The organism is Arthrobacter sp. ok362 (genome assembly GCF_900102785.1).
GTDB lineage: Bacteria > Actinomycetota > Actinomycetes > Actinomycetales > Micrococcaceae > Arthrobacter.
In genome coordinates this window covers 133,797-155,025 of sequence record NZ_FNGC01000009.1, presented here as the reverse complement: position 1 = coordinate 155,025, position 21,229 = coordinate 133,797, and the positions used below count along the sequence as shown (strand labels likewise).

Annotated in this window: 20 protein-coding genes; 10 read left to right on the top strand and 10 right to left on the bottom strand. The window is 69.0% G+C overall.

The window, feature by feature from the left end:
- Positions 1-38 precede the first annotated feature (38 nt).
- Positions 39-257, top strand: a complete 219-nt coding sequence (locus tag BLQ10_RS13315) for a three-helix bundle dimerization domain-containing protein (protein ID WP_091562806.1) — start codon at positions 39-41, stop codon at positions 255-257.
- A 132-nt stretch (positions 258-389) separates the two neighbouring features.
- On the opposite strand, the gene BLQ10_RS13310 is transcribed toward BLQ10_RS13315, so the two are convergent.
- The 3 genes from BLQ10_RS13310 to BLQ10_RS13300 form a co-directional block, all read right to left on the bottom strand.
- The gene (locus BLQ10_RS13310) at positions 390-2,348 is read right to left on the bottom strand and encodes a heavy metal translocating P-type ATPase (RefSeq protein ID WP_091562803.1); all 1,959 of its coding nucleotides are present in this window, start codon (positions 2,346-2,348) and stop codon (positions 390-392) included.
- A gap of 316 nt (positions 2,349-2,664) precedes the next feature.
- A complete protein-coding gene (locus BLQ10_RS13305; RefSeq protein ID WP_091562801.1) occupies positions 2,665-3,672 on the bottom strand; it encodes a zinc-dependent alcohol dehydrogenase family protein in 1,008 nt (335 codons plus the stop codon).
- 55 nt (positions 3,673-3,727) lie between these two features.
- Positions 3,728-4,654, bottom strand: coding sequence for a universal stress protein (locus BLQ10_RS13300; RefSeq protein WP_091562798.1), 927 nt, complete (start codon positions 4,652-4,654; stop codon positions 3,728-3,730).
- A gap of 202 nt (positions 4,655-4,856) precedes the next feature.
- On the opposite strand from BLQ10_RS13300, the gene BLQ10_RS13295 reads away from it, so the two are divergent.
- Positions 4,857-5,783 (top strand): spermidine synthase, encoded by a 927-nt coding sequence (locus tag BLQ10_RS13295; RefSeq protein WP_091562796.1) that lies wholly within the window; start codon positions 4,857-4,859, stop codon positions 5,781-5,783.
- Positions 5,784-5,811: 28 nt separating this feature from the next.
- Here BLQ10_RS13295 and BLQ10_RS13290 read toward each other — a convergent pair whose 3' ends face one another.
- Positions 5,812-6,729 carry a LysR family transcriptional regulator gene (locus tag BLQ10_RS13290; protein ID WP_091562793.1) on the bottom strand — a complete coding sequence of 306 codons (918 nt, stop codon included), beginning with the start codon at positions 6,727-6,729 and terminating at the stop codon, positions 5,812-5,814.
- Positions 6,730-6,927: 198 nt separating this feature from the next.
- Here BLQ10_RS13290 and BLQ10_RS13285 point away from each other — a divergent pair, with 198 nt between their 5' ends.
- The gene (locus BLQ10_RS13285; RefSeq protein WP_091562792.1) at positions 6,928-7,677 is read left to right on the top strand and encodes a 3-hydroxybutyrate dehydrogenase; all 750 of its coding nucleotides are present in this window, start codon (positions 6,928-6,930) and stop codon (positions 7,675-7,677) included.
- A gap of 50 nt (positions 7,678-7,727) precedes the next feature.
- On the opposite strand, the gene BLQ10_RS13280 is transcribed toward BLQ10_RS13285, so the two are convergent.
- Positions 7,728-8,381, bottom strand: a complete 654-nt coding sequence (locus tag BLQ10_RS13280) for a LysE family translocator (RefSeq protein ID WP_091562789.1) — start codon at positions 8,379-8,381, stop codon at positions 7,728-7,730.
- Between the two features lie 56 nt (positions 8,382-8,437).
- Positions 8,438-9,934: an amino acid permease gene (locus BLQ10_RS13275; RefSeq protein ID WP_091562785.1), complete on the bottom strand. Its 1,497-nt coding sequence runs from the start codon at positions 9,932-9,934 to the stop codon at positions 8,438-8,440.
- Between the two features lie 257 nt (positions 9,935-10,191).
- Here BLQ10_RS13275 and BLQ10_RS13270 point away from each other — a divergent pair, with 257 nt between their 5' ends.
- From BLQ10_RS13270 to BLQ10_RS13260, 3 genes are read left to right on the top strand one after another with little or no spacing between them, the layout of a single operon-like run.
- The gene (locus BLQ10_RS13270) at positions 10,192-10,620 is read left to right on the top strand and encodes a hypothetical protein (protein WP_091562784.1); all 429 of its coding nucleotides are present in this window, start codon (positions 10,192-10,194) and stop codon (positions 10,618-10,620) included.
- A complete protein-coding gene (locus BLQ10_RS13265; protein ID WP_091562781.1) occupies positions 10,614-10,847 on the top strand; it encodes a helix-turn-helix transcriptional regulator in 234 nt (77 codons plus the stop codon). The genes BLQ10_RS13270 and BLQ10_RS13265 overlap by 7 nt, the downstream gene beginning before the upstream one ends.
- Positions 10,844-11,815, top strand: a complete 972-nt coding sequence (locus BLQ10_RS13260) for an NAD(P)-dependent alcohol dehydrogenase (protein ID WP_091562780.1) — start codon at positions 10,844-10,846, stop codon at positions 11,813-11,815. The genes BLQ10_RS13265 and BLQ10_RS13260 overlap by 4 nt, the downstream gene beginning before the upstream one ends.
- A 7-nt stretch (positions 11,816-11,822) precedes the next feature.
- On the opposite strand, the gene BLQ10_RS13255 is transcribed toward BLQ10_RS13260, so the two are convergent.
- Together BLQ10_RS13255 and BLQ10_RS13250 are read right to left on the bottom strand one after the other, a co-directional pair.
- Positions 11,823-12,263: a protein-tyrosine phosphatase family protein gene (locus BLQ10_RS13255; protein ID WP_091562777.1), complete on the bottom strand. Its 441-nt coding sequence runs from the start codon at positions 12,261-12,263 to the stop codon at positions 11,823-11,825.
- Positions 12,264-12,298: 35 nt separating this feature from the next.
- On the bottom strand, positions 12,299-13,216 hold the full coding sequence (locus BLQ10_RS13250) for an SDR family oxidoreductase (protein ID WP_091562775.1): 918 nt from the start codon (positions 13,214-13,216) through the stop codon (positions 12,299-12,301).
- 255 nt (positions 13,217-13,471) lie between these two features.
- Between BLQ10_RS13250 and BLQ10_RS13245 the strand changes: the two genes are divergently transcribed.
- The 4 genes from BLQ10_RS13245 (at position 13,472) to BLQ10_RS13230 (ending at position 18,455) form a co-directional block, all read left to right on the top strand.
- Positions 13,472-14,410 (top strand): IclR family transcriptional regulator, encoded by a 939-nt coding sequence (locus BLQ10_RS13245; RefSeq protein ID WP_254785548.1) that lies wholly within the window; start codon positions 13,472-13,474, stop codon positions 14,408-14,410.
- Positions 14,411-14,653: 243 nt separating this feature from the next.
- Complete coding sequence (locus BLQ10_RS13240) at positions 14,654-16,351, top strand: urocanate hydratase (RefSeq protein WP_091562772.1); 1,698 nt, start codon at positions 14,654-14,656, stop codon at positions 16,349-16,351.
- 111 nt (positions 16,352-16,462) lie between these two features.
- Positions 16,463-18,067 (top strand): histidine ammonia-lyase, encoded by a 1,605-nt coding sequence (gene hutH / locus BLQ10_RS13235; RefSeq protein ID WP_091562769.1) that lies wholly within the window; start codon positions 16,463-16,465, stop codon positions 18,065-18,067.
- 151 nt (positions 18,068-18,218) lie between these two features.
- Positions 18,219-18,455, top strand: a complete 237-nt coding sequence (locus tag BLQ10_RS13230; RefSeq protein ID WP_091562768.1) for a hypothetical protein — start codon at positions 18,219-18,221, stop codon at positions 18,453-18,455.
- 116 nt (positions 18,456-18,571) lie between these two features.
- Here the strand turns inward: BLQ10_RS13230 and hutG are convergent, their stop codons facing one another.
- A complete protein-coding gene (gene hutG, locus BLQ10_RS13225; protein ID WP_091562765.1) occupies positions 18,572-19,531 on the bottom strand; it encodes a formimidoylglutamase in 960 nt (319 codons plus the stop codon).
- A gap of 165 nt (positions 19,532-19,696) precedes the next feature.
- Positions 19,697-21,139 carry an NCS2 family permease gene (locus tag BLQ10_RS13220; RefSeq protein WP_091562763.1) on the bottom strand — a complete coding sequence of 481 codons (1,443 nt, stop codon included), beginning with the start codon at positions 21,137-21,139 and terminating at the stop codon, positions 19,697-19,699.
- Positions 21,140-21,229: the final 90 nt, after the last annotated feature.

Below are 21,229 nucleotides of genomic sequence, written 5' to 3'. Positions count from 1 at the left end.
TCATTGACGCCGGGACCGGGCCGCTCCACACTGAAGGAGTGACGGACGATGCGAAAGAATCCAGCATTGATCAGGTTGTCGACCGCTTGGCTGCCCGGTTTCCGCACGTTCCGAGGATTCACATCGCCGGGATTGTCGGCGAGGAATTCGACGCCCTGAACGAAGGCCGGATCAGGACATACATACCCACGCTGGTGGAGCGCGGGGCCCGCGTGCGGCTGAAGAGCGAGTTCGGGATCAGCGCCGCCGGCGACTAGCTCAAGTCCCGCCGCCGCCGGCGTCCCGCCGCCGCCGCCGCGAGTTCGCCGGATACCTGCCACATCGCCGTAACGTCCCAGCGACCCCGCACCGTTCCGGCGATTTCGAGGCGGCGGTGTGCGACCACCGCGTCAGCCCAGTAGCGGTGCCCGCCGGGCGCCGTCTCCGACCCTCACCATGCTGCCAGGGCCGTGGTGCCCGGGGCTGAGGGCGCGCAGGGCGTTGAGGATCGTTGCGAGGTCCACCAGTTCCTGGGTCAGCGCGCCGGCGACGGCCGGCACGTACCCCGCGGCCGCGGCCAGCATGAGGGCAACGCTCAGTCCGATGCCGATCCAGATGCTCTGCAGCGCCACCTGCACGGTGCGCCGCCCGACCCGGACCGCCGTCGCCACCTTGGAGAGGTCATCGAGGATGATCACGACGTCGGCGGACTCGCCGGCCGCCGTCGAGCCGCGGGCACCCATGGCGATTCCGACGTCGGCGACCGCCAAGACGGGGGCATCGTTGACGCCGTCGCCGACCATCATGACCGGACGGTCCGGCAGCGATTTGACGGCCTCGACCTTGTCCGGCGGCAGGCACTCGGCGCGGACGTCGGTGATCCCGGCTTCCTCCGCGATGTGCCGGGCCGTGGCGAGCGCGTCGCCGGTCAGCATGACCGTCCGGCCCACGCCCAGGGCCTTGAGTTCGCCGAGGGTGCGGCGGGTCTCTTTGCGGATGGGATCGCTCATCACCAGGGAGCCCACGAATTCGCCGCCCTCACCGACGTAGATGGCGAGCTCGCCGCTGGCCAGGTCCGCCTCCGCCACGGCGGACCCCCACTCCGCGACGAACCCGGGCTTGCCCACCACGACGTCGCGGCCGTCGAACCGGGCCCGCACCCCGTGCGTGGCGAATTCGGTGGCCTCGGTGGCGGACGCGAAGGGCAGGGCCCGGGAACGGGCGGCGTCCATCACCGAGGCGGCCAGGACATGCGAGGAATACTGTTCCGCGGACGCCGCCAGCTGCAGGACCTCGTCCTCAGAGAGGGGCCCGGCGGTCCGGATGCGCACCAGGGACGGGCGCCCGTAGGTCAGGGTTCCCGTCTTGTCGAAGGCGGCCGTCTTGATCCGGCTCAGCTGTTCCAGCACCCCGGCGTACTTGACGATGACGCCTGAGCGCGCTGCCCGGCTCATCCCGCCGAGGAACGCCACCGGCGCGGCGATCAGCAGCGGGCACGGCGTGGCCACCACGAGAACCTCGGCGAAGCGTTCCGGGCTGCCACTGATGATCCAGCCCACGGCGCCGAGCACGTAGGCGAGAGCTGTAAACGGCACGGCATAGCGGTCGGCCAGCCGGACCATGGGTGCCTTGCTTTCCGCCGCCTCCTTCACGAGGGCGACGATGCGGCTGTACTGTGAATCCTCCACGCGTGCCGTGACACGCATCCGGACCGCGGTTTCACCGTTCAGGGACCCGCTCATGAGCCCGTCCCCGGCGGTCCGCTCCACCGGCAGGCTTTCTCCGGTGAGTGAAGATTCATCGAACGTCCCTGACCCGGAGAGCAGGACGCCGTCCAATGGGACCACCTCGCCGGGCTTGACCAACAGGATGTCCCCGATCTCGACGTCGGTGGCCGCCACATCCTCGTGCTGGCCGTCTTTTTGGGTTCCGGCAGTGTGGGTTCCAACTGTGTAGGTTCCGGCAGTGTGGGTTCCGGCGGCGGGGGTGGTGCCGCTGACGTCGCGTTCCCGGTGGGCCGTCTGCGGGACGCGTTCCAGCAGCGCCGTCAGCTCGCCCTTGGCCCGGCCGGCGGCGTAGTCCTCGAGGGCCGTGCCGCCAGCGAGCATGAGCACGATGATCATCGAGGCGATGTACTCGCCCACCAGCACCGTGCTGACGATTGCGGTGACGGCCAGGATGTCGATGCCGAACTGCCCGCTTGCGAGCCTGCGCGCCATCCCGATGGCCAAGTAGGCCGCCACGGCCAGGGCATAGGCGCTCGCCGCGACCCGGGCTATGCCTTCCTGGCCCGCGGCCACAAGGGCCAGCACCGCCAGCAGCGCAAGGAGGGTCCCTGCGACGAGCGGATACCGCAGCACGAACTTCACGGATTTTCTGCCTTCGACGGCCTGCCTTCGACTACTTGAATCCTACTGCGCCGCCCCCCGCCCGCGCCGCCGTGCCCGCCGCCGCCTCCGCCTGCGCCGCCTCCGCCTGCGCCGCCTCCGCCTGCGCCGCCTCCGCCTGCGCCGCCTCCGCCTGCGCCGCCCCCCGCCCGCGCCGCCCCCCGCCCGCGCCGCCGCCTCCGCCGCCGCGAGTTCGCCGGATACCTGCCACATCGCCGTAACGTCCCGGCGAACCCGCCCCGTTCCGGCGATTTCGAGGGCAGGGACGGGGACGGCTGCGGCCGCGGACTGCCGGGGCCTAGGCCGACTCCATGTGCAGCACGGCCGCTCCCGTGATCCGGTCCTCCGCCAGGTCCCGCAAGGCCTGGTCCGCGGCCGAGAACGGATACGCCACGGTGGTGGGACGGAGCGGGATCTCGGCGGCGATCCGGAAGAATTCCTCGCCGTCGGCCCTGGTGTTGGCCGTGACGCTGCGCAGCTGGCGTTCCTGGAAGAGCTCGTCGGTGTAGTGCAGGGGCGGAATGTCGCTCAGGTGGATGCCCGCGACGGCGAGCGTCCCGCCGCGGTCCAGGGCGCGGAGCGCAACCGGCACCAGCCCGCCTACGGGGGCAAAGAGGATCGCGGCATCCAGGGGATCCGGCGGCTGCTCCTCGGCCCCGCCGGCGAAGGTCGCGCCCAGATTCAGGGCCAGCCTGCGCGCCTGGGCGGACCGGGTCATGACGTACACGCGGGCACCCCGGTAGAAGGCGATCTGGGCGGCCAGATGCGCGGAGCCGCCGAAGCCATAGATGCCCAGCCGGCCGCCGATCGGCAGCTCCGCCCGGCTCAGGGCACGGTAGCCGATGATGCCTGCGCACAGGAGCGGCGCGGCCTCCTCGTCACTAAACGCGTCCGGGATCCGGTAGGCGAAGTTCTCTGCCACCGTGATGAGCTCGGCGTACCCGCCGTCGCGGTCCCAGCCGGTGAAAGTGGGGGAAAGGCAGAGGTTTTCCTGGCCGCGCACGCAGAACCGGCATACGCCGCAGGTGCCGCCCAGCCAAGGCACACCCACCCGTTCGCCGAGGCCGAACCTGGCCGCCCCCGGGCCTTGCCCGATCACCTCACCCACCACCTCGTGGCCCGGGATGATCCCGGGGTGCTGCGGCGTGAGATCACCCTCGGCCAGGTGCAAGTCCGTGCGGCACACACCGCAGACCCGCACTTTCAGCAGGACCTCTCCGCGTCCCGGCACAGGATCCGGGCAGTCGGCGGCCACGAGGGGCCCGCTGGACATTGGCCCCGGAAGTCCAACTTGCCAGGCTCGCACCGCGGCCTCCTTCTCTGCAGCCTCTGCCGGTCCGAATCGGTTACGATCGCGGCGGCTAACGGTCGACCAGCACGTTGCAGCGCGCCTTGTGCAGCACGGCGGAGACCGTGTTACCGGCTCCAGCCGAGGGGTTGTGGGTCCCGAGCACCAGGACGTCGGCGTCGTCCGCGGCGTCGAGCAGTTCCCGGGCGGCGTGGCCCTCGCGCAGGGCCCCGGAAACCTCCAGCCCGGCTGCCAGCCCGCGGGCCTGGGCGACGGCGCGGTCCAACAGTTCCTGGCCGTGGAGCCTGGCATGGCGGCCGTGCTCCTCCCGTGCCCCGGCCCGGAGCGGATCCACGTGGACGAGCTGCAGCGGGGCGCCGAGCACTTCGGCCAGCCTGATGGCCTCGGCCACGGTGGCTGGGCTGCGGGGCGAGGCGTCAACTCCCACCACGACGGGGTGATGCGGGCGGCGCGGGCGCCGGATCACCATCACCGGGCAGGGTGCCGAGCCGGCCAGATCGATGCAGACCGAGCCGGCCACCTGGCCCAGGACGGCGCCAAGGCCCCGGCTGCCGACTACCAGCAGCCGTGCGTCCCGGGCGGCCCCGCGCAGCACCGGTGCAGGGAGCCCGGCCTCCATGACACCGTCGACGGCGGGGCGTGAGGGTTCAGGCGCGTTTTCGGGCACCGCTCGATCGGGAACGGCGCGCTGGACGCCGGAAGGCGCGGCTCCGGCAGCTTCGAGAGCGGCGGCGCGGGCCAGTTCGACGCCCTCGGCGAGGATGGCTTCCGCAGAGTGCCGCAGGCCGCTGCCGGCCACGCCTTTGACGGGGCCCAGTTTCTTGGTGAAGACCGGCCAGACCCAGGCGTGCACCACCCGAAGGTTCAGCCCGGCTGCGGCCGCGTAGCCGGCGGCCCAGCGAACGGCGAGCTGGGCGGCCTCGGACCCGCCGTAGCCGACCGCCACGATGCCGCCTTGTTGCCCTGAGGGTGCCGACATTTTTCCTCCCGGCTCGGCGGACGCACCCCTTCGCCCAGCAGTATGTGCAGCCCCAGTAGAACTCTGCGGTCCGGGAAAGGGTAGGGGCTTTGGTCCCACGAACTGCCTGCGGCTGGCGGCATGGGCCATTCCAGGCCGGCGAACGGGAGGTAGCCCCGCAGGTGAACTAGGGTTGACACATGCACACTGCGGGGGATAGCTGATGGCCAAGCGGGGCAGGGGCCGGGGCGTCGGAACCGCCGAGCCGGGAGTGGTGGAAGTGCCCAAGGGTTCCCGGCCGGCCGGTCCTGTGGCCGGGGTGTATTATATCGACACCGGGGACTGCGAGCTGATCCCGGACCAGGACAATTCCACCGGATGGCTCCTGCGCATCAACGGAGTCATGAGTTCGCACATTGACCTCGCGGACCCGTTGTTCCTGGACTTTGAGTACATGCGCTGGATCGCCGCCCTAGTGGAGTCGCGCTGGCCGCGCGATTCAAAGCCAAAGCTGCGCGCCCTGCACCTCGGCGGGGGAGCATGCTCACTGGCCCGCTATTTCCACGCCGCCTATCCGGACGCCCGCCAGGTCGTGGTGGAGCTGGACGGCAAGCTCGCCGACTACGTCCGGGGCTGGTTTGACCTGCCCAAGGCCCCGCTGCTGCGCCTGCGCGTGGGGGAGGCCCGGGAAGTCACCGAGAGCCTGACCCCGCACACCCGGGACCTGATCATCCGCGACGTCTTCGCCGGCTCGGTGACCCCGCGGCCGCTGACCACCCGGGAATTCACCGAGCACGCCAAGCGCGTCCTGGCCCCCGGGGGGATCTATGTGGTGAACTCCGGCGACGCCCCGGACCTCAGGAACGCCCGCGAAGACGCCGCCACCATCGCCGACGCCTTTGCCTACACCGTGATCATCGCGGATCCGGCCATGCTCAAGGGCCGGCGCTTCGGCAACATGGTCATGGCAGGCAGCGACAGCCCGTTCGACGAGGATCCCGGCCTCGCGCGCCGCCTGCTCGGCGGTGCGGTGCCGGCCCACATCTGGAACGACGCGAAGGTGCGGGCGTTCGCGGCCGGTGCCCCCGCCCGCCACGACCCGGCACGTTCCACCCCGGCTGAGCCCCCTGAATCGCCGACTGCTCCGTAACGGCCCTTTTGCGGCACCATAACGGCGTCTACGGAGCAATCGATTTGGGTGCTCCCCGCCCCAGCAGGGCATCGCGGTGCGCCGCGGTCTGCTCCCGCAGGGCCTGCACCAGGGCCGCCACTGCCGGCCGGCGCATCGAATCGGGCCGGAGCACCATCCAGTAGGGGAGCAGTTCCGCGAATTCCTCCGGCAGGAGCCGGACGAGGTCCGGATGCAGGTCGGCGGCGAAGCAGGGCAGGAACCCGATCCCGGCGCCGGCGCGGGTGGCCTCCACATGGACAAAGACGTTGGTGGAGCTGAGCCCGTCCCGCATCGCCGGCACCAGCCGCCGCGGCGCGTCCAGATCGTCCACCTGCAGCATCGAATCGACGAAATAGACCAGCGAGTGGGCCGTCAGTTCCTCCACCGTGGCCGGGGTGCCGTACTCGGCCAGGTAGCCACGGGAGGCATACATTCCCAGCATGTACTCGCCGAGCTGCGCGGCCTCTGCCCGGTGCACCTGCGGCGTGCCGACCACCACCTCGATGTCCAGGCCGGAACGCTGCTGGAGCGCCCGGCGCGTCACGGTGATGATCTCGACGCTCAGGCCGGGATGGTCGCGGCGGAGCCGGGCCACGGCCGGGGCAGCGATGTAGGCGCTGAACCCGTCCGTGGCGGTCATCCGGACGACGCCGGTGACGGGGTCCGGAGTGTGGCCGGGCTGCTCCAGGGTGCGCACGGCGCTCTCGACCTGCTCGGCCACCCGCACGGCCTCGGCACCGAGCTCGGTGAGCTCCCAGCCCCCGGACGCGCGCGAGAGCACCCGGCCGCCCAGCGCCTTCTCCAGCGCGGCGATCCGCCGGGAGACAGTCGTGTGGTTCAGTCCGAGAGCCTGGGCCGCCGTCGTAAATTTCGCCGAACGGGACACCGCGAGCAGGATCAGCAGGTCATCGGGATTGGCGTTCATATCTGCAATTCTGCACATACAGGGTGCCGGTTTGGCCATTGAATCGCCGTGAATGTGCGGCGATACTCAATGAAGCCATTTCAGTGCTGTGGGTCACAGCGCGTGTCACCGTGGACACCAAGGATGAGGCGGCGCCGGCTCCAGCCACGCTGGAGCTTGCGCCGCCTCATCGAATTTTTCTAGATGGAAGGCCCAGTTATGGAAAGCACGCTGAACGGACGCAAGGCCTTGGTCACCGGCGGCGCCGGCGGGATCGGCGCAGCCAGCGTCCGCGCTCTGGCGGCACGCGGGGCCAAAGTGGTGATCGCGGACATGGACGAGCCCGCTGCCGCAGCGCTCGCCGACGACGTCGGCGGCACCGCGTGGGCAGTCAACCTCCTCGACGTCGAAGCGCTCCAGACGCTCAGCCTGGACTGCGACATCCTGGTGAACAACGCCGGAATCCAGCGCATCAGCCCCATCGAGGAGTTCGATCCGGCCGACTTCCGCCGCATCATCACCCTCATGCTCGAGGCGCCGTTCCTGCTGATCCGGGCCGCGTTGCCGCACATGTACGCCAACAACTTTGGCCGGATCATCAACCTGTCCTCCGTGCACGGCCTCCGGGCCTCGCCGTTCAAGAGCGCCTATGTCTCCGCCAAGCACGGGCTGGAGGGCCTGAGCAAGGTGACAGCGCTTGAGGGCGGCGCGCACGGCGTCACGTCAAACTGCATCAACCCCGGGTACGTCCGCACGCCCCTGGTCGAGTCGCAGATCGCGGACCAGGCCAAGGTGCACGGCATCCCGGAGTCCGAGGTGCTCGCCAAGATCATGCTGACCGAATCAGCGGTCAAGCGCCTCGTGGAGCCCGAGGAAGTGGCGTCCCTGGTGGCGTGGCTGGCGTCCGACGACGCCGGCATGGTCACCGGCGCCAGCTACACGATGGACGGCGGCTGGTCCGCGCGGTAGCCGGCTGCACGGCTAGTTGGCCGGATCGCTTGCCCGCTTCAGGTGCCCGGCTAATTGCCCGGCTGGAACTCCGCCGAGTTGCCCACGAGGGCAAGTGTGCCGCCCAGCCCGATCATCATCACACCGCCGGTGGTGCTGAGCGCGGCGATCCGCCCGGGGGAGCGGGCAAACCAGTGCCGGGCCGTTCCCGCCGCGAGGGACCACGTGCTGTCTGAGACCAGGGCAATCAGCAGGAAGATGGCCCCCAACGTTCCGAGCTGCACCGGAATCGCGCCGGCGGCATAATCCACGAACTGCGGAAGCACGGCCACGAAGAACACAATCGACTTGGGGTTGGTCGCACCCACGATGAAGCCCTCGCGGAGCACCCGGACGGTCGAGGACGGGTTCGAGGAGGACGCGGCCGCCGGCCCGCCGCCGCGGTGCCGGATGGCCTGGATCCCGAGGTAGACGAGGTAGGCGGCGCCGGCGAATTTCACCACGCTGAAGAGCAGCAAGGACTGGGCCAGGACCACGCCGACGCCAAGGGCCACGGCGGCGATCTGCACCACCTCCCCGGCCGCGTTCCCCAGGACGCTCAACAACCCGCCCCTGCGTCCCAGGGCCAGGGTCCGTCCGATCACGAACAGCACGCTGGGCCCCGGGACGGCGATGAGCACCAGGGAGGCGAGGGCAAAGGCCAGGAGGCTGGTAGCGGGGACCATGCCTGATCTTAACCCCGCGGGGGCGCTGCCGGGAGCGCCATGTGGGGCCGGCACCGTTACCGGCCGGAGGGAACCTGCGGGAGCTGGGCCGTCTCGTCCACGAGTTCCGCCCGCGCCCGGCCGTGGCCGCGGACCCAGAGCCGGTAGGCGATTACCAGGACGCCGAGCCAGACGGCGCCCACGTACAGCGCCACGCGGGTGTCCTCGAAGACGCCCAGAATCACGATCACGAGGGCCATGAAAGCGATGGTCAGCACGGAAGCGGCGGGCCACCACGGCGAGGGGAACTCCGATGCCGGCAGGCCCTTGCGGGCGATCTCGCGTTTCATGGCGACATGGGAGGCAAGGATCATGGCCCAGACCCAAACAGTGGCGAAGGTCGCGATCGAGGCGATCAGCAGGAAGACGTCCTCCGGGATCACGGCGTTCAGGACCACTCCTACCAGCAGGATGCCGGTCATCATCACCACAGTCATCCACGGCACCCCGTGACGGGAAACCTTGCCGAAGCTCGCCGGGGCGTGGCCCTGCCGGGCAAGGCCGAAGAGGATCCGGCCGGCGCCGAAGATGTCGCTGTTGACGGCCGAGAGCGCCGCCGTGATGACCACGGCGTTGAGGATGTGGGGCGCAGCCGGGATGCCCAGGCCGCTGAAGATCTGCACGAAGGGGCTGCCGTTGCTGCCAATTTCGTCCCACGGGAACAGGCTCATCAGCACGCCGAGGGTCAGCACATAGAACAGCAGGACCCGGACGGGAACGGTGTTGACGGCCTTGGGGATGACCTTTTTCGGGTCGGCGGCTTCACCGGCGGTGATGCCGAGGGTCTCGATGCCGCCAAACGCGAACATCACGACGGCGAAGGAGGCCAGGAGCCCTTCGAACCCGTTGGGGAACAGGCCCCCGTGGTCCACGAGGTTGCCGAGCCCGGGCGCCACGGTGGCGTCGCCGGCCTGGAAGCCGAAGGCGATGATCGCCGCCCCGCCCGCGATCATGGCGATGATGGCCGCAACCTTGATCAGGGAGAACCAGAATTCCAGCTCACCGAACACCTTGACGCTGAGCAGGTTCAGGGCCGCCAGGAAGAAGATGATGGCCAGGATCCAGACCCAGCGCTCCACGCCGGGGAACCAGAATCCCATGTAGATGCTGAAGGCCGTGACATCCGCAATGGCCACGATCGCCATCTCGAAGACATAGGTCCAGCCGGTCACGAACCCGGCCAGCGGGCCCAGGTACCGGCTCGCGTACTGGCCGAAGGAGCCGGACACCGGGTGCCGCACCGCCATTTCGCCCAGGGCGCGCATCACCATGAAGACTGCGGCGCCGCCGATCATGTAGGCAAGCAAGACGGCGGGCCCGGCCTTCTGGATGGCGGAGGCCGAGCCGTAGAACAGCCCCGTGCCGATCGCCGATCCCAGCGCCATGAAGCGGATGTGGCGGACGTTGAGTCCCCGGCTGAGTACGGAGTCGACGGCGGCGCCGACGGCGGTGACGGCGCTGCCGGTGCCTGCTTCGTCAGTTGCCGGTTTCGTGGCCGTTTGGGCTTGTTGCATGCGAATACCTTCTCGTCATTGGGAGGGGGATCGCTATCCAGCAGACCATGTCCGGCCTTGCTGTGATGAGTCTCACGGGAACTTCGTGTCTTTGATTTCAGACTTGTCCGGCAGCGCGGCCCGGGCGTCGCCGGTCGCCGCCGCCGGGGGACCTCAACCGGGGTTGAGTCGAAAACTCTTGACACCATGTCAGGTTTTCTTTACTTTTGATATGTCAGGTTTGTTTTACATCCGGTTCGGTTGCGCGGGAGCGGCAGATGTCATTTGAAGAGAAGAGTGCCTGGATCATGGGGGTGCTTGCGGCCGCAACCTACGCCGTGTACCTCGCCGTCGTTTTTGGCCTGGCCGGCACCATGCCGCTCACGGAAGTGCCGTACGTGGCGCCGCTGCTGTGGACCGTCGGCGCCTCGATCGGCCTTTCGATCGTGTTCCACCTAGTGATCCGGGCCCTGTCCGCCAAGGACGCCGGCATGAAGGACCAGCGGGACAAGGAGATCTACCGCTTCGGCGAGTACATCGGCCAGTCCTTCCTCGTGGTCGGGGCCGTGGCGGCACTCCTGCTGGCCATGGCCGAGCTCGACCACTTCTGGATCGCCAACGTCATCTACCTGGCCTTCGTCCTCTCGGCGATCCTGGGATCCGTGGCCAAGGTGGTCGCCTACCGCAAAGGCTTCCAGCCGTGGTGAAGCCGACCCGGGTCACGAACTCCCTCCGGCGCCTGCGCTTCGAAAACGGCGAACTGACCCAGGCGGAACTCGCCGAACGCATCGGCGTGACCCGCCAGACGGTCATCGCGATCGAACAAGGCCGCTACTCGCCGTCGCTTGAGCTGGCATTCCAGATTGCCCACGTTTTCAAAGTTCCGCTCGACGACGTCTTCCAATACCCCGACTTTGAAGGAGAAGCATCATGAAAGCGATCGTTCAGGATATTTACGGTTCCGTTGAAGTGCTGGAACTGCGCGACGTCGAAGCCCCGGTGCCCGGCGATGACGACGTGCTGATCCGGGTCCGGGCCGCCGGCGTCGACCAGGGCGTCTGGCACCTCATGACGGGTCTTCCGTACCTGACCCGCGCGATCGGCTACGGGCTCAGGAAGCCGAAGACCCGCATCCGGGGCCGGGCCGTAGCGGGCCGGGTGGAGGCGGTCGGCCGGAACGTCGTCGGCTTTCGGACGGGGGATGAGGTGTACGGCACCTGCGAGGGATCCTTCGCCGAATACGCGTGCGCAAAGGAAGGCCGGCTCGCGCTGAAGCCGAAGAACCTCAGCTTCGAGCAGGCCGCCGCCGTCCCGATCTCCGCCGTCACGGCCCTCCAGGCGCTCCGGGACGCCGGCAGGGTCCAGGCCGGGCAGGAGGTCCTCGTCATCGGCGCGGCCGGCGGTGTCGGCGCGTACGCGGTGCAGCTCGCCAAGGCGTTCGGGGCACAGGTGACGGGGGTGTGCAGTACCGCGAAAACCGATCTGGTCCGCTCGATCGGCGCTGACCATGTCATCGACTACAAGCATGACGACTTCGCGGACGGGGCCAGGCAGTTCGACCTCATTGTCGACACCGCCGGCAACCGCCCGGTCACCGTCCTCCGGCGGGCGCTCAAGCCCAAGGGAACCCTCGCCATCGTCGGCGGCGAGGGCGGCGGACGGCTGACGGGCGGATTTGAACGCTCGCTCGGCGCGGCACTGCTCTCCGTGTTTGTCGGCCAGCGGCTCACGGGCGTCATGTCCGCAGAGCGCGCGGAAGACCTCCGGTTCCTGACCGGGCTCATTGAGGCGGGCTCGGTGACCCCGGTCATTGGCAAGTGCTATGCCCTGGTGGACGCACCCGCGGCAATCCGGGACCTGCGCGACGGCCGCCTCCGCGGGAAGGCCGTCGTCACCGTTTGAGCGTGGCCTACGGCGTTTCCGCGTGAAAGCGGGCGACGTACCGCCGCTGCCCCGGAGTCTCCACCGTCCCACGCCGGTACTTGCGGCGGACGTAGGACACCGCCTGGGCGGGCGGGACTCCATCCAGGATGGCGATGCAGGCCAGCGCGGTTCCGGTCCTGCCGATGCCGCGCCAGCAGGCAACTTCAACCCGCTCGGCCTCGGCCCGGCGCCAGGCCTCCCGCAATGCGTCGAGGGCGTCTCGTTCGTCGGCAGGCAGCCGCAGGTCGGGCCAGAGCAGCCACCTGGACTCCCATTCCACCCGGGGCGGCTGTTTGCCCAGCAGGTAGAGGCCGAATTCAGGAAGCGGGCCCTCGGGCAGCGCGTAATGCAGCCCCCGGCCGCGGACGCTGCGGCCGGACGGAAGAACCAGGACGCCGCCCTGGGATGGCTCCCACGTCTGCTTCATGCTCCAGATCGTAGTCCTTCCGCCGGGTCGCGCGGTCAGCGGTAGCCGGCGGCATCGGCGTCGAGTCCGGCCTCCTGGACTTCCACGAGGTATCTCCAGCAGTCCGGCTGCGAGCCGTCGGTGTCGGTGAAACCATACTCGCGGGCCAGCGCTCCGGAGGAATATGAGCCGCCCGTGCGGCTGAGCACGTTGGGGTCCGCCGCCAGGGCCGCGACCGCACGCCCGATGAACAGCGGGCTTTCCGAGATCGCGGCAAAATGCGGCTGCGTGCTGGCGGCCTCCCGCCAGTTCGCCTCTGTGACGCCGAAGTGTTCGAGCATCATCTCAGAGCGCATCCAGCCGGGCGTCAGTGCCAGGGCGGTGCATCCGGACGACTTCAGCTCCTCGGCCTGGCTGAACGCCAGGCGGAGCACCGCGGTCTTGACGAGATCGTAGAACACGGACACCCGGTAGCGCTGCGCGTTGTACTCGCGGGTGCCGTCGGTCATCTCCACCACCAGGCCGCCGGGGCGGCGGGTGAGCAGCGGGAGCGCGAAGTGGCTCGTAATGAGGTGGGTGTCGAGGCCAAGGTGGAGCATCTGCAGCCCGGCATTGAGATCGTGGGCCCAGAGCGGCGTGTTCCATTCAATGAGGTCCTCTCCGCCCCAGATGTCGTTCACAAGAATGTCCAGCCGGCCCCGCTCGGCATCGATCCGCCGCACGAGGGCTTCCACCTCGGCAGCCTGGCGGTGATCGACCGCGACCGCGATCCCGGTGCCGCCCGCGGCGCTGACGAGATCGGAGGTCTCTTCGATCGTCTCGGGCCGGTTGTAGTCGGAGCGGTGGCGAGAGGTGGTGCGGCCGGTGCAGTACACCACCGCTCCTGCCTCGCCGAGGGCGACGGCGGTGCCGCGGCCCGCGCCGCGCGTGGCTCCGGCGACGAGGGCGACCCTGCCAGACAGTGCTGAATCCACGTCTTTGCCTTCCCTCCGGGATCATCCGGCGATGGGCTGATCCGGTGATCGGTTGGGGGTACCACGTAGCCAGCGCCCAGGTTCATCAGAACACCGGGCGCCGGGCCGCGGTAGGGGCCGAAGGCCCGTCCGGTGGCATCCCACGCTTGTCCGGAATCCCAGACAAGGGATCCTGTGGGAGGCTGTCAGTTGACCGGCGCAGGGCGCATGCTTAAGTACGGGATACCGGACACCGCCCGACCCTGAAGAGGATCCATGCCACCCACTAGCACCGCCGTCAGCCCCGTCGCCGCGACTGCCCCAGCAGAGCCCGACGCGTCTGCAGCACCCGCTGCGCCCAACGTGCCTGCGGCGCAGTCCGCCGCGCACGCCGCCGGCACGCCTGCGCCCAAAGCCGCCCACAGGACCGCCGGCGCCAAGGTGGCGTCGAAGGTGCCCGCCGCCGAAAACACCCTGCGCATCCTCAAGCTGCTGGCCTCCCGGCGCGGACCGATGGCGGCGTCGAACATTGCCACCGCGTTGGGACTGCCGCGCTCCAGCGTCTATCACCTGCTCGGAGTGATGGAAGCGAACGGCTTCGTGCTACATCTGCATGAGGAGCAGCGCTACGGCCTGGGCATCAGCGCCTTCGAACTCAGCTCGGCCTATTCCCGGCAGGAGCCGCTGTCCCGGCTGGGCCGGCCGATGCTCGCCTCGCTGGTGGACGTGATTGGCGAAAGCGCGCATCTCGCGGTGCTGCACGGCCGCGACGTGCTCTACATCGTGGAGGAGCGGGCCAAGAACCGGCCGTCCCTGGTGACCGACGTCGGCGTCCGGCTGCCCAGCCATCTCACCGCCAGCGGGCGGGCCATCCTCGCCGCGCTGCCGAAGTCCCAGGTGCGGGCGCTGTACCCGAACGCTGCCGCCTTCACCGCGCGGCACGAAACCGAATCGCCCATCATGAAGTACTCCGCACTGTCCTCCCATCTGGACCAGGTCCGGCAGCGCGGCTACGCCACCGAACACGGCGAGGTGACCCCCGGTTTCGGCTCGATCGCCGCCGCCGTCACCGACCACGTGGGATGGCCCACGGCCGCCGTCGCCGTGACCTTCCTCGAGGACAAGCTGCCCGCGGACCAGTGGCCGGTCCTGGCCGCCCGGGTCCAGAAGGTCGCCGACGAGCTCTCGGTCCGGATCCACGGCCGCCCCGCCTGACCCGTCGCCCCCGCCCCAGTTGCGCTCTCACTTAGGGCTGCCATTCGCCCGTTTTGGCAACCGGAAGTGATAGCGCAACGGGGGAGGGGAGGGTCTGGAATCCCGGACAGCACCCCCGCGATGGGCCTGTTTCCACGGCCGCGAAGGGGCTTTAGTTGATACAGAACCTCATTCCTCCCGATTTCGCCCAGCACAGACACCAGACAGAGTCCAGCAACACATCCAGCCACAAAGGAGATCCTCATGGCACCCGCCGATTTCACCACCGGTGCCCGCCCGGTCAAAGCAGCCCGCGGCACCGAGCTCACCGCCAAGAGCTGGCAGACGGAAGCCCCGCTGCGCATGCTCATGAACAACCTCGACCCCGAGGTTGCCGAGCGCCCCGATGACCTGGTGGTCTACGGCGGCACCGGCCGCGCCGTCCGGTCCTGGGCTGCGTTCGACGCCATCACCCGCACCCTGGAAACCATGGAAAAGGACGAGACCCTCCTGGTCCAGTCCGGCAAGCCGGTCGGCGTCTTCCGCACCAACGAATGGGCGCCGCGCGTGCTGCTGGCCAACTCCAACCTCGTCGGCGACTGGGCGAACTGGCCCGAGTTCCGCCGGCTCGAGGCCGAGGGCCTGATGATGTACGGCCAGATGACCGCAGGGTCCTGGATCTACATCGGCACCCAGGGCATCCTGCAGGGCACCTTCGAGACCTTCGCGGCAATCGCCCGCAAGCTCACCGGGGACGAGAACGGCACGCTCGCCGGCACGCTGACCCTCACCGGCGGCTGCGGCGGCATGGGCGGCGCCCAGCCGCTCGCCGTCACCCTGAACGACGGTGCCTGCCTGATTGTCGACGTCGATGAAAGCCACCTCCGCCGCCGGGCCGGCAAGCGCTACCTCGACGAGGTCGAAACGGACCTCGACGCCGCGATCGCCAAGGTCCTGGCGGCCAAGGAAGAGCGCCGCGGCTGGTCCGTAGGCTACGTCGGCAACGCCGCCGAGGTCTTCCCCGAGATCCTGCGCCGCCACAAGGCCGGCGAACTCACCGTCGACATCGTCACGGACCAGACCTCCGCGCACGACCCCCTGAGCTACCTGCCCGAGGGCGTCACGGTCGAGGAATGGCACCGCGAGGCCGCCGCCGATCCCGAAGGCTTCACCAAGAAGGCCCAGGCCTCGATGGCCAAGCACGTCCAGGCCATGGTCGAGTTCCAGGACTCCGGCGCCGAGGTCTTTGACTACGGCAACTCCATCCGTGACGAGGCCCGCAAGGGCGGGTACAACCGCGCCTTCGAATTCCCCGGCTTCGTCCCGGCCTACATCCGGCCGCTGTTCTGCGAGGGCCTTGGCCCGTTCCGCTGGGTTGCCCTCTCCGGGGACCCCGAGGATATCGCGGTCACAGACAAGGCCATCAAGGAGCTCTTCCCCGAGAACAAGCACCTGCACCGCTGGATCGACGCCGCCGCCGAACGCGTCGAGTTCGAGGGCCTGCCGGCCCGCATCTGCTGGCTCGGCTACGGCGAACGCGCCAAGGCCGGCCTGCTGTTCAACCAGCTCGTCAAGGAGGGCAAGGTCAAGGCACCCATCGTGATCGGCCGCGACCACCTCGACTCCGGCTCCGTCGCCTCCCCGTACCGCGAAACCGAGGCCATGGCCGACGGCTCCGACGCGATCGCCGACTGGCCGCTGCTCAACGCCCTGCTCAACACCGCCTCCGGCGCCACCTGGGTTTCCCTCCACCACGGCGGCGGCGTCGGGATCGGCCGCTCCATCCACGCCGGCCAGGTCTCGGTCGCCGACGGCACCGAGCTCGCCGCGCAGAAACTCGAACGCCTCCTCACCAACGACCCCGGCATGGGCGTCATCCGCCACGCCGACGCCGGCTACGACCGCGCCGTCGAGGTCGCCAAGGAACGCGGCGTCCGCATCCCCATGTCCGAGTCCCGCTAACAAGCCGCTAAACCCCATCGATTGCTCCGTAAACGCCGTTTTGAGCCCTTAAAAGGGCCGTTACGGAGCAGTCGATGGGATGGCTCAACCATCAGATTTAGGTAGATCTCAATGACCATCACAACGCAAGCACCGCTCACCGTCCCCCTTGGCTCAAGCGGCGTGACCCCCGAGGACGTCGTCGCCGTCGCACGCCACGATGCCAAGGTGACCATCGCCCAGGACGCCCTCGACGCCGTCGCCAAGGTCCGCGCCCACATCGACGACCTCGCCCACAGCGAGGTCCCCGCCTACGGCATCTCCACCGGCTTCGGGGCGCTGGCCAACCGGCACATCCCCAACGAGCTGCGCACCCAGCTGCAGAAATCCCTGATCCGCAGCCACGCCGCCGGCATGGGCCCGGCCGTGGAACGCGAAGTGGTCCGCGGCATCATGTTCCTGCGCGCCAAGACCCTGGCCTCCGGCCGGACCGGCGTCCGCCCGGTGGTGCTGCAGACCATGGTGGACGTGCTCAACGCCGGCATCACCCCGGTGGTGCGCGAATTCGGCTCGCTCGGCTGCTCGGGTGACCTCGCCCCGCTGTCGCACTGCGCCCTGGTCCTGATGGGCGAAGGCGAAGCGACCGGCCCCGACGGCAAACTCTATGGAGGAAGAAACAGCGCCAAGGACGGCCGTAGCGTCGCCGAACTCCTCGCCGAACACGGAATCGAACCCGTCACCCTGGCCGAAAAGGAGGGCCTGGCCCTCGTCAACGGCACCGAGGGCATGCTCGGCATGCTGCTAATGGCCATCGCGGACATCCGCCAGCTGCTCACGACGGCGGACATCACCGCAGCGCTCAGCGTCGAGGCGCTGCTCGGCACGGACCAGGTGTTCCTGCCCGAGCTGCACGCCGCGCTGCGCCCGCACCCGGGCCAGGCCGCCGCCGCGGACAACATGCTCCGGGTGCTGTCCAACTCGCCGATCGTGGCCTCGCACCGGATCAACGACACCAAGGTCCAGGATGCCTACTCGCTGCGCTGCGCACCCCAGGTGGCCGGCGCCGTCCGCGACACCGTGGACCATGCCGCCCTGGTCGCCTCCCGCGAACTGGCCGCCGCGATCGACAACCCGGTGGTCCTTCCCGACGGCCGGGTCAGCTCCAACGGCAACTTCCACGGCGCACCGGTGGCCTATGTGCTGGACTTCCTCGCGATCGCCGTCGCGGACCTGAGCTCCATCGCCGAGCGCCGGACCGACCGGATGCTGGACCCGGCCCGCTCGCACGGCCTGCCGGCCTTCCTGGCCTCGGACCCCGGCGTCGACTCGGGCCTCATGATCGCCCAGTACACGCAGGCCGGGCTGGTTTCGGACAACAAGCGGCTGGCCGTCCCGGCGTCGGTGGACTCGATCCCGAGCTCGGCGATGCAGGAGGACCACGTCTCCATGGGCTGGCACGCGGCCCGCAAGCTCCGCCGCGCCGTCGAGAACCTGCGCCGCGTCCTGGCGATCGAACTCGTGACCTCAGCCCGCGCGCTGGACATCCGCACCCAGCTCTCCGGCGGCGAACTCACGCCGGGGCCGGCGGCCACGGCCGTGATCGCTGCACTGCGCGACGTCGTCGACGGCCCGGGCACCGACAGGTTCCTGTCGCCGGAGCTTGAAGCGGCGGACGCCCTCGTGGCCTCGGGCAGGGTCCGGGCCGCGGCCGAATCCGCAGTAGGAAATCTCGCCTGAGAAGAAACAAAGTGCACGAGCGCTGAACAATTCCCGGCGTCCCCGAAATCTTTGGCGACACGGAGGGCGGGGACCCGGGAACTGTAGTACAAATGGAAAGTCACACCAATGAAGTTGTGGCGAAGAACACATACAAAGGGGTAAAAGTTCTATGAAAGCACGCGGCACGGTACTGTCCAGGCGCCTTGCATCCGCAGCAACGGTTTCCGACTGGAGCGGCCTCCGGGTCGGCGAACGCGTCGAAATCGTCAAGCACGCACAGGTCATTGCAGCCGGTGAGGTCGAAGAAGTCTCACTGAGCGGAAATGTGCTCTGGTTGGTCCCCGCCGGGCCGTCCGAGACGCAGCTTTTCCTGCAGTCCGATGGCGTGCAGGTGCGCCGCAGCTAGGCTGATCCGTTTTCACTAGAAAGTCCCCGCCGCGGCGGGGACTTTCTGCGTTTCAGGGGCCGGCCCAGATGCGGGCGCGGCGCTGCTAGTGCCCCGAAAACGGCGGGGGAGGCCCGCTATGCCAGCAGCGTATTAACCAGCCGCGCGGCCACCTTGGCGGTGCGGCCGTCGATATCAAACTCCGGGTTCAGCTCGGCGATATCCAGATGCAGGAGCTTCCCGCTCGCGGCCACCTGCCGGCACACTGCGCTGATCACCGGCAGCGGCACACCATAGGCGGCCGGAGCGCTCACCCCGGGGGCCACCGAGGCCGGCAGCACGTCCAGGTCGATGGTCAGGTAGAGCGCGTCCACCTGGGCCAGGAACGCCGCCACAAACGCTTGCGCCGCCTCCGCCGAGCAGTCCTCGTCCAGCAGGTAGTCGACGCCGAGCTCCTCTGCCGTCCGGAACAGCGCCCGGGTGTTGTTCGGCTCGGAAATCCCGACGACGGCGTAGCGCAGTTCGCGGCCGGCGGCGGCTTCCGCGCGGGCCATCTGCAGGAACGGGGTGCCGGAGCTGGGCACGGGCTCGTCGCGGAGGTCGAAGTGCGCGTCGAGGTTCAGCACGCCGACCGTGAGGCCCTCGCGCACGGCCGCCGATCCGGCCACGCCGAGGTAGCTGGCAAAGGCGGTCTCGTGGCCGCCGCCCAACACCACGGGGAGCCGGCCGGCGTCGAGCAGCCTGGTGATGGCGAGCCCGGCACGTGCCTGCCCCGCCTCCAGCGCGTCCCCGGCCACGGTGACGTCACCGGCGTCGTGCACGCCCCGCGACAGGTGGAAGGCGAGCGGGCCGAGCGCGGCCCGGATGGCGGCGGGGGCGGCCGCGGCGCCGGTCCGGCCTTTGTTGCGCCGCACTCCGGCGTCGCTGCCGAAGCCGAGGATGACGGCGGGGCGCGGACCGGGGGAAGCCACTGGAACCGTGCCGGGAGGGTAGGGGGTCACGGCCTGCCACCAGCGCCGGTGCTCGCCGCCGTCGCCGTCGAACCGGCCGGTCCAGGGCTGTGGCGGGACATCAACGGGGAGCGCGGGGGAAACCATGTCCCTAGCTCACCGCAGCCCGGGCCGGAAAACCAGCAGCGCCGCGGTGGGACTGTCCGGAATCCCGGAAACTGCTCTTAAACACGGCCGAGACGGCACTTGACGGCAGTGTTTTCGAAAAACACTGCCGGGAAGTGCCGTCTCGGCGGGCGGGAAGGCGGAAACCTAGTGAATCCCGAGGGCGGCCTCGATCGGACCGATCGCGAAGAACAGCAGGAACGCGGCCGCCACGGCCCACATGAGCGGGTGCACCTCGCGGGCCCGGCCCTGGAACAGGCGGATCAGCACGAAGCTGATGAAGCCCGCGCCCAGGCCGTTGGCGATCGAGTAGGTGAACGGCATGAGGGTGAACGTCAGGAAGGCCGGGATCGCGATGCCCCAGTCCTGCCAGTCGATCTTGCCCACCTGGGAGACCATCATGAAGCCGACGATCACGAGCGCGGGGGCCACGGCCTCGAACGGCACGAGGTTGATCAGCGGGGTGAAGAACATGGCCACGAGGAACAGCAGGCCGGTGACAACGGAAGCCAGGCCCGTGCGAGCTCCTTCGCCGATGCCGGCACCGGATTCGACGTAGATCTGGTTCGAGGACACCGAGGCGCCGCCGCCGATGATCGCGCCCAGGGCGTCCACCTGCAGCACGCGGTCGACGTTGGGGATGTTGCCTTCCTTGTCGATGGTGCCGGCCTCCGTGGCCAGACCCACCATCGTGCCCATGGCATCGAAGAAGATGCTGAGCAGGATCACGAACGCCAGCAAGCTCGCCGCGACGAAGCCCAGGTGCTCAAAGGCACCGAAGGGGTTGGCCTTGCCGATCAGGGACAGGTCCGGCGCAGTCCACTCGGAGAACTTGGGCGCGACGAGGGACCAGCCCTGTGGGTTGTGGTTCTTGCCGTCAAAGCTGGGACCGATGTGCAGGAGGGATTCCAGGATCACGGACAGGATGGTGGAGGCGACGATGCCGATCAGGATGGCGCCCTTGACCTTGCGGACCACGAGGGCGATGGTCAGGACCAGGCCGAAGACGAACACGAACGTGGGCCAGCCCACCAGCTTGCCGTCAAAGCCGAGTCCGACCGGCACGGTGGTGCCGGCGACATCCGGGATGCGGCGCACGAAGCCCGCATTGACGAGGCCGATCAGGGCGATGAACAGGCCGATGCCGACCACGATCGCGGTTTTCAGCCCCTCGGGGACGGCCTTGAATACAGCCGTCCGGAAGCCGGTGAGGACCAGGATCAACATGGTGATGCCCGAGAGCATCACGAGCCCCATCATGTCCGGCCAGGACAGGCCGGGGTTCGTGGCCACGGTGACCGCCACGAACGCATTGACGCCGAGACCGGTGGCCAGGGCGAAGGGGTGCTTGGCCCACGCGCCCATGAGGATGGTGAGAATGCCGGCCACGAAGGCGGTGACAGCGGCGACGGCGGGGAAGCCGAGCGTCGCGCCCGTGGAGTCCGGCCCGGAGAGGATCAGCGGGTTCAGCACCACGATGTAGCTCATGGCGAAGAACGTGGCGAACCCGCCGCGGATCTCGCGCGAGACGTTCGAACCCCGCTCGGAGATCTTGAAATACCGGTCGAGTTTAGAGTCCCGCTTGAGCATTAGTCCTTGCATGAGTCCTCCGGGAGTGATGGGTGTTGCGTATATCCTATTGGGCGCCCAACGGCCAACCCTGCGTTTTCGCCTAGTCTG